Genomic DNA, 11,043 nt, shown 5'->3' on the forward strand with positions numbered 1-11,043 from the left:
TCCCCTAACCAAGGTTATGCCCTGACCGTTACGGGCAATCCCGCCGGGTTGTGACCTTCGTCGCGGAAAGCACCTGGTCAGACGGCAGGCCGGGGCCGTCCGCGGGGGGAGCCGCCGGCCGCCGTCACGCGTGGAAGGTGTCCTTCACGAGCTTGCGCAGGCGGGTCTCGTCGATGTCGTGGCCGAGGCCCGACTGGGTGAACGGCACGGCGATGACGCCGGCGTTCGCGCCCACGATCGGCGTGACGATCTGGTTCTGCCGCGGCGGCTGCGTGACGTCACACGGCAGCGTGCACCCGGGCAGGCTCGCCACCGCCACCGTCGCGGCCCTGGCCAGCCCCGCGCCCTGCCCGCCCGCGCACTGGATGTCCCAGCCCGCCGCGGCGGCCCGGTCGTGCGCCCGCCTGGCCTCCGACAACGACGGGAACGCTGCGGGCCGCAGCAGCAGCACCCGCGCCGCGCGCAACGTCAGGTAGTCATCGAGTTCGGCGGTCGAGCCGACCTCGACGGCGACCGAGGCGGCCACCTCGTCCTGCAGCGAGGCGTGCGCGTGGACGTCGCCGGAGTCGAAGGGCCGCTCGATGACCTCCAGGCCGTAGGAGTCGAGCGCGACGAGCTGGCCGAGGTCGGAGTAGGCGTTGCCGCAGTCGACGGCGAGGGTCAGCGCGGGGTACGCCTGCCGCACCGCGCGCACGGGCTCGACGTCCCACCCGGGTCTGATGTCGAGCGTGACGTGCCCGTAGCCGGCGCAGACCTGCTGGTTGACCCGGGACACGAGGCTCTCGACGGACAGGTCGGGCGCGAGCCGCACGGTCGCCATGAGCGAGGTGCGGGTGCCGCCGATGGCCTCGGCGAGCGGCACGCCGCGCATCTTGGTCCACAGGTCCCAGCAGGCCATGTCGACGGCGGAGTCGCAGCTCGGCACGGTGTCGGGATGTTCCCAGTCGACGCCGATCAACAGGGCGGCCAGTGACTCCTCCAGCCTCGACCAGGTCTTCGGCCGCGGCGAGATCACCTCGCCCCAGCCGGTCATGCCGCCGTGGTCGGTGAGCTTCACGAGCAGGGTCTCCGACTTCTTGCCGAACGGCAGAACCAGCCGGAAGACCTCGAGCTCCCGCACTCGCGGCATGTACCCCCCTCACCGGCGAGAGCCCTTCCCGTCCACCCCTCACTCCCGGGTCGTGCCCGGCCGGCGGAGGGTGAAAAGGGAGATCTCTCGTCGTTCTATGACGCGCTTCCCTCCATAGTGCCCGCTGCCGTGGGCTGGGCAAAACGCGGGGCCAGCAGGAAGGCCAGCAGCGCCAGCACGACGGTGAAGGCCAGACCCACGAGATAGCTCCCGGCGGTGGCCGTGAACAGGGCGCCGCTGACCGCGACGGCCACGACGGTGAACACCGACTCGCCGACGCCGACGGCCGCGCTGTTCTGGCCCTCCTCGCCCTTCCTGGACATCTCCAGCACCAGGACGGACACCGTGGGATGCAGCGCGCCGATGCCGAGACCGGCGATGGCCATGGCCACGTACGCGACCGCGATCGGCACCGCGTCGATCAGCACCAGCGTCACGAGGGAGATGCCGAGGGCGATCATGGCGGCGCCGCCACGGATGGCGGTCATGTTGCCGATCGTGCCGCGGCCCTTGATCCAGGAGCCGGCGGACCAGCCGAGCGCGCCGATGGTGAGCACGATGCCGGCCCCCGTCGGGGTCAGGCCCCGCTCGCTGATCAGCATGAGGGGGACGAACACCTCGGCCGCGGTGAGCGCGCCGAAGGCCAGGCCGCGCAGCACGGGGGCGGTCGGCAGGCCGCGGGCGAGCTTGAGTGAGCCGGGCAGCAGCAGCCGGGGCAGCGCCACGGCCAGCAGGACGATGCCGGCGAGCAGCAGGGGCAGGCCGGCGAGTTGGAGCGCGCTGCCGTACTGGATGAGGGCGGCGGAGACGGCGGTCAGCACCGCCCAGACGAGCTTGCGGCCCAGGCCGGGGGCGGGCTCGGCGGCGCTGCTGCGCACCTGGCGTCCCACGGTGCCGCGCCACAACAACAACGCCGCCGGGATGACGATCAGGGGCACGCCGAGGAAGATCCACCGCCAGTCGACGTTCTCGACCACGAGCCCGGCGATCGCGGGCCCGACCATCGAGGGCACCACCCAGGCGGCCGAGAAGAGGGCGAACACCTTGGGATGCATGGCGGCCGGATAAACCCTGGCGACCAGTACGTAGAGCGAGACCTGGATCAACCCTGCCCCGAGGCCCTGCACGAACCGGCCCGCGACGAACACCTCCATGGTCGGCGCCAGCCCCGACAGCAGCAGACCGGTCACGAAGGCCGACACCCCGGCGGCCATCGGCACCAGCGGGCCCCGGACGTCGCTCCACCGCCCGCCCAGCACCGTCGCGATCACACTGGCCGCCAGGGTGGCGCTGAAGGCCAGGTTGTACAGGTGCATGCCGCCGAGGTCGCGGGCCACGACGGGCATCGCCGTGGCCACGGCCATCGCCTCGAAGGCCGTCAACGTGATCAGCGCGACGAGCCCCACGCTGATGGCTCGATAGGGAGGGGACACCACACTGACCGGTCCAGCGGCCGCGGACCCCGCAACAGTCGTCGTCATGGTGGCAAGCTATGGCGAACCCTCAGGTCAGCGCATCGGGCGCGGGTCCTAGGCCCTTGGGCCTAAGAGCCTGCTGACGAAGGCTTAGAGGGTGTCTTCGATCCTGAGTGCAAGATCGTGATGTGGCTGAGCTACGTTCGGTTGATCATGACCAATCTGCTCGGAATCAACCATCTGACACTGTCCACGACCGAACTCGACCGGCTCGTGGCGTACTACACGGAGCTGCTCGGAGCAACGCTCGCGTTCGAGCGCGCTGCTACCTCTGCTGATCCTCGGATCGCAGTCCTCGATGTCGGCGGGGCCGGCCATCTGATGATCGTCGAAACCGCCACCGTCCCTGCCCTCGCTCTTGATCCCCTGAACCGGGCGGGTTGGGGACTGCGCGTGGGCACATACGCACAATTGTGTGAGCTTCGCGAACGGATTCTGGATGCCGGGCGACCGGTCGGACCGATCGAGACATTGCCCACGCAATGGACGATGACGGCTCGCGATCCCGATGGACGCCCTGTGGATATCCGGGCCCATCGCCCTCGATGATATTCCTCCGCAAACAAGGTCTTGCCGGCGGTGTTGCCTCCTCCAGGCCAGAACACGATCTTGCATTCGGGGTCGAGGACACCCTCTGAGCTAAGTGCTCGTGGGCATAGGCCCGGGGGCGGGTCGCTCCAGCGGCCATGGGACGGGGGCCTGCCACCGCGCAGGTCGCCCGCAGCCGGGCCAGTAACGGGTGCGTGGCGTCACGGTCTTGGACCGACGCGGCGGTGACGATCACGCACAAGAGCAGCAAATTCTTTGTCAGCAGGCACTAAGGCATCGCTGGCAGGACATCGAGGGAGGCCTGTCAGGCGCCGTGATGACCACGCAGGGACTCGGCAAGATCAAGGAGATGTTCCCCCCCGCGGGAGCTTGGCAAGGCCTTCGGCAGGTTCGGCCCCGTGATGACCATACCGCCACCGAACTCGACCTCACCGGCGTCGCGCTCGTCTCCACCGCCGCGTTCCTGCTGATCTTCCCGCTCATCCAGGGCCGGAGCTCGGCTGGCCCGCCTGGACGTACGTGTCGATGCCCGCCTCGATCGTGATGTTCGCCGTGTCCGGCCGCTACGAGGCCCACCACGCGAGGTCCGGCCGCGACCCGCTGGCCACCCCCAGGCTGTTCCGCAAGCGCGCCTTCACCGGCGCCTTCACCGGCGGCTGGTGGCCGGCCTGGCCTTCTTCTCCGGCGTGATGGGTTTCGACCTGCTCGGCCGGGACTGGGACTTCGGCTCGTCGATGCAGGCCACCGTGTGGGTGGCGGTCGGGCTGCTGGTGCTGACGTTCGCGCTGCCCCGCAGGGCCAGGGCCGAGGTCGCTAGCCCGTGACTGCGGCGTGGTGCTCCGCCCACCGGGCGATGTCGCGCCGCTCGATCGCCGCCGCCATCAGGTCGGGGAAGGCGTCGGGCGTGCACGCGAACGCGGGCACGCCCATCGCCGCCAGCGCTGCCGCGTTCTCGTGGTCGTAGAACGGCGCCCCCTCGTCCGACAGCGCCAGCAGCACGATCACCTGGACCCCTGCCTGCGTCATCGCCGCCACCCTGCGCAGCAGCTCCTGCCTGACGCCGCCTTCGTACAGGTCGCTGATCAGCACCATGATCGAGTCGGCCGGCCTGGTGATGAGGCCCTGGCAGTAGGCGACGGCCCGGTTGATGTCGGTGCCGCCGCCGAGCTGCGTGCCGAACAGCAGCTCCACCGGGTCGTGCGCCTGGTCGGTGAGATCCACCACCGCCGTGTCGAACACCACCAGCGACGTCTTCAACGACCGCATCGACGCCAGCGCCGCCCCGAACACGCTCGAATAGACCACCGAGGCCGCCATCGACCCGCTCTGGTCGACGCACAACACCACCTCGCGCTGCACCGAACGCTGCCTGCGGGCGTAGCCGACCAGGCGTGACGGGACGACGGTGTCCCTCTCGGGCAGGTAGTTGCGCAGATTGGCCCTGATCGTACGGTTCCAGTCGATGTCGGCCGCCCGCTTGGGGCGGTGGGTCCTGGCCGAACGGTCGAGCGCTCCCGTCACCGCGGCCCTCGTCCGCTGGGCGAGCCGGCGTTCGAGCTCGGCCACCACCCGGCGCACCAGCGCCCTGGCCGACTCTCGGGCCTGCTCGGGCATCACCTTGTTGAGCGCGAGCAGCGTGCCGACCAGGTGCACGTCGGGCTCCACGGCTTCGAGCATCTCGGGTTCGAGCAGCAGCCGGGTGAGGTTGAGGTTCTCGATCGCGTCCTTCTGCATGACCTGGACGACCGTGGAGGGGAAATAGGTGCGGATGTCGCCCAGCCAGCGGGCCACCCTGGGAGCCGACGCGCCCAGCCCGCCCTCACGGCCGCCCTCCTCGTATACGGCGGCCAGCGCGGCGTCCATCCGCGCGTCGGCTCCTCGCAGGTCGCGCCCGGTGCCGTCGGCCTCGCCGCCGCCCAGCACCAGCCGCCACCGGCGCATCCGCTCGTCCGCCTCGCTCGTCCCGTCCGCCTCGCTCATCCCGTCCCCCTCATCGCCGGCTCCGCCACCTGCTCACGTCTCTCCGTCCGGCGTCCCGCGGACGCCCGCCGCGCGGTCATCGGCCCGATGTTCCGAGGATGGCGAGCACGGTCGCGACGGCGGGGGCGGCACGACGTTCGTCGACGCTCTCCTCCGGCTCTCCCGCGTCACGGCCGGTCGAGCGCAGCCGCTCGCCGACCGCCCGCCGCTCCGGCGCGGCGAACGCGGCGAACGTGCGGCGCAGCAGCGGCAGCACGTCGGTGAACTGGCCGGGCGACAGCCCGGTGAGCCAGCCGTCCACGAGGCCGAGCAGCCGCGGATCGTGCACCAGCAGCAGCCCGCCACCCGCGAGGAACCCCTCGACCCACGCCGCCGCCCGCGCCGGGAGCTGGCCGCGCGACATGGCCCTGGACATCCGGTCGCCGGCGTCGTCGAGCTCGCCGCAGTCGAGCAGGATCCGGGTGAGACGGCCCTCGATCAGCCCGTGCAGATCCTGCCGGTCGCTGATGCCGCGCAGCGTGCCCAGCCACCGCCTCCTCGGCGACCCCGCCTCCGCGTGCGCCTCGCCCCCGGACGTCCCGTCATCCGCGTGCGCCTCGCCCCCGGACGTCCCGTCATCCGCGTGCGCCTCGCCCCCGGGCGCCCCGTTTTTCGCATACGCGTCGCCACCGGACCTCCTGTCATCCGCGTGCGCCTCGCCTGAGCCGCCCGGTCCGGTTGCCGCACCCTGGGTGCCGTCGTCGAGGAGGGCGACGGCCGCATGCACGCCGTCGACGTGCTTGAGCAGCTCCGCCGCCGCCTCGTCGGCCAGCCCCGTCACCGCCACCGGCAGCCCCACGCAGACGCGGTCCAGCATCGACCCTGCGATCACCGCCAGTCCCTCCGCCGGAGTGCCGCGCACGTCGCCGTAGCGGTGGGCCAGGACCATCGCGGGCAGCGCCGCCATGAGATGCGTGACCTCGGTGTCGAGGGCCGCCTTGGCCGACAGGGCCGCCAGCACCTCGGGCAGGGCATCCGGAAGGTCGGCCAGCAGGCACTGCTCGACCAGGGACGTCAGCTCCGCCAGCGCCACCGGCTCCGTCCCCGCCAGGCCCCTGGCCCGCTGGGTGGCGGCGGTCGCGAGGGTGGTGCCGAGTGCGGCGTGCTCGATGAGCGCCAGGTCGTGCTCCGGACGCCACCGCAGCGTCCACGTCTCCCTGAACGTGCCTTTCCCCCGCGCCTGCCCCGGCGTGCCCCAGCCGACGCCGAGCAGGCGCAGCCGGTGCAGCAGGTGGCTGCGGTCGAGGTCGAGCGGCTTGCGCAGGTCGAGGTCGATCTCCCGGTCGAGCGCCTCCGGCTTGAGCCTGAGCCGCCGCTGCTGCTCGCGCAGGTCGCGCTGGAGCGGCACCATCGGCGTGCCGTCGCTGACCCGGCCGAGCCGGTCGCCGACGACCATGCGCCGCTGGATCAGCTCCACGGCCAGGTCGTCGCCCTCGCACAACACGGCCCTGGCCGCCTCGGTGACCTCGCCCAGCCCTGCCAGCGGACGGCCGCGCAGTGTCGCGAGAACGTGCGCGAGGCGTACGGACTCGATGACGTGCGCGGACGACACCGGCAGGCCCTCCTCACGCAGCACCCCCGCGGCCCCGGTCAGCCACCGCTCCACGGGCCGGTCGGGCGCGTCGAACAGGTGGTGGTACCAGCCGGGCGAGGCGATCCCCGCGCCGTAGCCGCTGCGCGAGGCCAGCCGCCCGTACGTCCACGGCACCCACGTCAGCTCCGCCTTCACCTTCGGCAGGCCGCGCAGGAGCGCGTTGTCCGCGCCGACCGGCGGCAGGGGCTCCGCCAGCGCGGGCACGTGCCAGGCGCCGCAGATCACCACGATCCGCTCGTGACCCTGCTTGATCGCCGCGCGGAGGGTCTTGCGCATGTGCGCCTCGCGCCTGGCCTCCCGCTCGTCCGGCCGGTGCCCCTCGCGGACCGCGGCCATGGCCTCGGCGATCACCGCGAAGGGAGTGTCGCCGCGGTGCTCGACGACGTCCTCCCACCAGCGTTCGGGATCGTCGTGGCCCGCGGCGGCGGCCAGCGTCCCGATGGGGTCGGCCCGCAGCTCAGGCACCTCCTCGTCGCCGTCGCCGGCCAGCGAGTGGGCGGCGGGCAGATCACAGAAGCGCACCGGCACGCCCGCCGACGTGGCGTACAGGATGGCCTGCCATTCGGGCGAGAACACCGCGAACGGCCAGAACGCCGCTCGGGACGGTTGCCCCGGCACGTGCGCGAGCAGCGCGACGGGCGGCTCCATGCCGGGGGCGAGCGAGACGATCCGGTCGGCCTCCGGCGGGCCCTCGACGAGGATCACGTCGGGCCGCAGCCGTTCGAGTGCGTCGCGCACGGCTCGCGCCGACCCCGGCCCGTGGTGGCGCACGCCCAGCACGTGTACGTCCGCCCGCCCCGCTCCCGGCACGACCGCCGCCCCGACGCCGGCGGGTGGGCGGGCGTTCACGACACCTCGCGACAGGCGCGGTAGAAGTCGCGCCAGTCCGAGCGCTCGCGTACGACGGTCTCCAGGTATTCGCGCCACACCACCCGGTCGGAAACCGGCTCCTGGACCACCGCGCCGACGATCCCCGCCGCCACGTCGGACGGGCGCAGCACCCCGTCACCGAAGTGCGCGGCCAGCGCGATGCCGTTGGTGAGGACGGAGATCGCCTCGGCCGTGGACAGGGTGCCGCTCGGCGACTTGACCTTGGTGCGCCCGTCCTCGGTGACGCCCGTGCGCAACTCCCTGAACACCGTCACCACCCGGCGGATCTCCGCCAGGCCTGTCGTCGTCTCGGGCAGGTCGAGGGAGGCGCCGAGCTCGGTGACGCGGCGGGCGACGATGTCCACCTCCTCCTCGGCGGTGGCGGGAACGGGCAGCACCACGGTGTTGAAACGGCGGCGCAGCGCGCTGGACAGCTCGTTGACGCCCCTGTCGCGGTCGTTGGCGGTGGCGATGACGTTGAAGCCGCGTTCGGCCTGGACCTCGCGGTTGAGCTCGGGGATCGGCAGGGTCTTCTCCGACAGGACCGTGATCAGGGCGTCCTGTACGTCGGACGGCATGCGGGTGAGCTCCTCGACGCGGGCGACCCGGCCCTCGGCCATCGCGCGCATCACGGGCGACGGGGTCAGCGCCTCGGTCGACGGGCCCTCGGCCAGCAGCCTGGCGTAGTTCCAGCCGTATCTGACGGCCTCTTCCGCGGTGCCGGCGGTGCCCTGCACGAGCAGCGTCGAGTCGCCGCTGATGGCCGCGGCGAGGTGCTCGGACAGCCAGGTCTTGGCGGTGCCGGGCACTCCGAGCAGCAGCAGCGCGCGGTCGGTGGCCAGCGTGGCGACGGCGACCTCGACGATGCGCCGCGCGCCCACGTATTTCGGGGTGACGCGGTCGCCGTCGCCCAGGATGTAGGTGGTGACGGCCCACGGCGACAACTTCCAGCCGGGCGGCCTCGGCCGGTCGTCGTCCTTGGCGAGGACGGCCAGTTCCTCGGCGTAGTGGTCTTCCGCGTGCGGGCGCAGCACCGTCATGCGCCCTCCTTCGCCGGTCGTTCCATGGTCTCCTCGCTTCGTTCACTTGCGGAAAGTTCGGCGTACATGTCGGCGCGGAAACGCAGCAGGGCGGCGACCCGCTGGACGGACTCCACCTGCGAGTAGCTCTCGGCCAGCGGGAACAGAGCCGGGTCGATGTGCTCGCCCGCCAGCTTGACCAGCTCGCCGAGGTTCCACGGCTGCGTCGTGGCCACCTTCACGATCTTGTGGAGCACGGCCGTGGCCAGGCCCTCCCGCCAGTGGGACGAGACGCCGCCCAGCACCATGATCAGCTGACTGTCCAGGTCGTGCTTCTTCACGAACCCGGCGGCGAGTTCCTGCTGCTCCTCGGGCGGGAGGCATTCGAGGAGGTCCGCGATCGGGTCCCAGCCGAACATCGCCCGCGCCCACTCCGGGTCCTTCTGCAGCACGGCGGCGCGTACCCAGGCGGCCTTCACCTCGGCGTCCCAGTCGACGATCCTCATCCGGAGCAGCCGGGCGGGCGGATGTCCCCAGCTCTGCAGCGGGGCGCGGGCGATGATCTGCTGCAGCCACCAGGCCCGCTCGCCGATGCCCCTCGGCGGCTTGGCGCGTACGCCATCACGTTCCATCGCCTTGTCGCAGAGCTCGGGCGCTTCGACGGTGATGACCTCACCGGCGATGGACACGCACGCCCGCGCCCGCTCGGCCATGCGCCGCGACAGGCGCGATCCGGGCAGCCGGGTGAGCAGGTTGGCGGCGGTCTGGCGCACCTCCCTGCGGCGGTCGTCGAGCGCCTGCTCGAGGAACGGTTCGTCGTCCATGCTCAGCCCGTCGGCCAGCACCTCCGCGAACTCGGCCCGGTCGTCCGGCGTCTCGCTCTCCCACGTGCTCTCCAGCAGCCGGCGGGCCCCCGCGGGGTCGGCCGCCCTGAGGCGGCGCAGGTGCGCCCGCCGGTCGGCCGCCGAGCCCAGCTCCCAGGTCTCGCCCGTGGGCTCCTGCAGAAGGTAGGCCCAGTCGGGATTGAGCCCGGCCAGCCAGCGGCCGCGCTGCCCGGCCAGGATGCCCAGGTGCACCCTGATCGAGCGGTCGCGCCGGCCGCGTTCGAGCAGCTCGGGCAGTGTGTACGGGGGCACTCTGCGTCCGGTCGCGGCGGCCGCGGCCAGCCACTCCCCCAGCAGGCGTTCCTGCTCGCCGCCCAGGATCCGCATCAGCCGCTCGGCCGCGCGCCCGCCGACCGCCGGCCGTTCCTCGGCGGGCGCCGGGTCCTGCTCCGCCGCCTTCCCGAGCGGCCGGCCCGCGCGCCGCCGCGCCACCTCCACGGCGGCGCGGGCGAGCAGATCCCCGTCGTACGGCCTGCGGTCGGTGCCCACGAGCGCCGTCGACGTCAGCTCCTCCCACCCCGTCACAGGATCACCGCCCTTCCACTCCTCGCCCACTCGCACGTCCACTCATCGCCCACCGGCTGCCCATCACACGATCACCGCCCTGCCGTCGTCGCCCCACGTGGTCAGGGGCCGCAGGCCCTGGGGGGTCCATTCGACGGCCACCGTGAGCGGGCGCCCGCCCGACACGGCGATGAGCCGCCAGGGGTCGTGGGCCTTGACGTGCAGCGGCAGGCCGCCGAGCCCGGTGCGCTCCGGCACCACCCCGGTGAGGACGAGCGGCCACGACTCCGTCCACGGATCGTCCGCCAGCGCCGCGGCCACCTCGTCCAGCGCTTCTTCCGGCGAGACCCCCGGCGGGCCGCACGGCTCCGAAGGCCCCCGCGCACCGGACGGCGGCGGGAGGGTGGCGTGGCGGGTGGCGACCAGGGCCCGCAGCGGAGCGGCGCCCGGGTAGTAGGCGAGGTCGGCGTCGATCGTGGTGCCCGTGACCAGGGAGGCGTCGAGCGGCTGGCCCTGCGGGGCGAACGAGAGGATCAGCGCGGGACGCCGGGTCCGCCGTCCGCGCAGCCAGACCTTGCGCGCCGTCAGCCGGTCCTGCACCTCGTCGCGCCCGCCCAGGACGTCCCAGTGATCGCGGACGGCCGGTCCGGTCAGCACCTCCTCCTTGGTGACGGGGAACCCGGCGCGGATCAGCACGGTCCGCGCCAGCGCCGCGGGCAGCCCGGCCCGCCGCCGGTAGGCGACCGCCAGCAGGTTGAGCAGCGCGTATTCCTCCAGCAGCCGCCCCGGCCAGCCCTCCTCGGAACGGACCCGGGTCAGCCGGGAGACGAGGCCCGCCGCTGCGGGCGCCTGGGCGTCGATGAGCCGCTTGGCCAGGCCCTCCCAGTCGTGCTCTGCGGCTCCCGCCAGCCCCTGTCGCACCTGGTCGGCCAGCCACCGCTCGAGCTCCGCCAGCCCCGACGCGACCCGCCCGTGGCGCGCCGTCTCCCCACTCGCGCCC

10 protein-coding genes are annotated in these 11,043 nt (G+C 72.7%); 3 read left to right on the forward strand and 7 right to left on the reverse strand.

All coding sequences use genetic code 11. From position 1 onward, the window contains the following. Window positions 1-124 precede the first annotated feature (124 nt). Both E1295_RS33930 and E1295_RS33935 read right to left on the reverse strand, forming a co-directional pair. Window positions 125-1,129, reverse strand: a complete 1,005-nt coding sequence (locus E1295_RS33930) for an enolase C-terminal domain-like protein (RefSeq protein WP_166427534.1) — start codon at window positions 1,127-1,129, stop codon at window positions 125-127. Between the two features lie 95 nt (window positions 1,130-1,224). Beyond that, window positions 1,225-2,610: an MFS transporter gene (locus E1295_RS33935; RefSeq protein WP_246080671.1), complete on the reverse strand. Its 1,386-nt coding sequence runs from the start codon at window positions 2,608-2,610 to the stop codon at window positions 1,225-1,227. Between the two features lie 147 nt (window positions 2,611-2,757). On the opposite strand from E1295_RS33935, the gene E1295_RS33940 reads away from it, so the two are divergent. The 3 genes from E1295_RS33940 (at window position 2,758) to E1295_RS49780 (ending at window position 3,977) form a co-directional block, all read left to right on the forward strand. Beyond that, complete coding sequence (locus E1295_RS33940; RefSeq protein WP_132636931.1) at window positions 2,758-3,153, forward strand: VOC family protein; 396 nt, start codon at window positions 2,758-2,760, stop codon at window positions 3,151-3,153. Between the two features lie 525 nt (window positions 3,154-3,678). Beyond that, window positions 3,679-3,843: a hypothetical protein gene (locus tag E1295_RS51315; protein ID WP_246080673.1), complete on the forward strand. Its 165-nt coding sequence runs from the start codon at window positions 3,679-3,681 to the stop codon at window positions 3,841-3,843. Continuing rightward, window positions 3,840-3,977 (forward strand): hypothetical protein, encoded by a 138-nt coding sequence (locus E1295_RS49780; protein WP_181958090.1) that lies wholly within the window; start codon window positions 3,840-3,842, stop codon window positions 3,975-3,977. Before E1295_RS51315 ends, E1295_RS49780 begins: the two co-directional genes overlap by 4 nt. Here the strand turns inward: E1295_RS49780 and E1295_RS33950 are convergent. The 5 genes from E1295_RS33950 to E1295_RS33970 all read right to left on the reverse strand — a co-directional run. Next, a complete protein-coding gene (locus tag E1295_RS33950) occupies window positions 3,967-5,133 on the reverse strand; it encodes a VWA domain-containing protein (RefSeq protein ID WP_246080675.1) in 1,167 nt (388 codons plus the stop codon). The genes E1295_RS49780 and E1295_RS33950 overlap by 11 nt on opposite strands. A 76-nt stretch (window positions 5,134-5,209) precedes the next feature. Further along, a complete protein-coding gene (locus E1295_RS49785; RefSeq protein ID WP_181958089.1) occupies window positions 5,210-7,576 on the reverse strand; it encodes a DUF5682 family protein in 2,367 nt (788 codons plus the stop codon). A 35-nt stretch (window positions 7,577-7,611) separates the two neighbouring features. Further along, window positions 7,612-8,676 (reverse strand): ATP-binding protein, encoded by a 1,065-nt coding sequence (locus E1295_RS33960; RefSeq protein ID WP_132636933.1) that lies wholly within the window; start codon window positions 8,674-8,676, stop codon window positions 7,612-7,614. After that, the gene (locus E1295_RS33965) at window positions 8,673-10,100 is read right to left on the reverse strand and encodes a DUF5691 domain-containing protein (protein WP_246080677.1); all 1,428 of its coding nucleotides are present in this window, start codon (window positions 10,098-10,100) and stop codon (window positions 8,673-8,675) included. The genes E1295_RS33960 and E1295_RS33965 overlap by 4 nt, the downstream gene beginning before the upstream one ends. A gap of 27 nt (window positions 10,101-10,127) precedes the next feature. Next, window positions 10,128-11,043: SWIM zinc finger family protein (locus tag E1295_RS33970; RefSeq protein WP_132636935.1), on the reverse strand; the 916-nt coding region annotated here is incomplete at its 5' end.

It is taken from the genome of Nonomuraea mesophila (genome assembly GCF_004352805.1).
In the GTDB taxonomy this organism is placed as follows: domain Bacteria; phylum Actinomycetota; class Actinomycetes; order Streptosporangiales; family Streptosporangiaceae; genus Nonomuraea; species Nonomuraea longispora.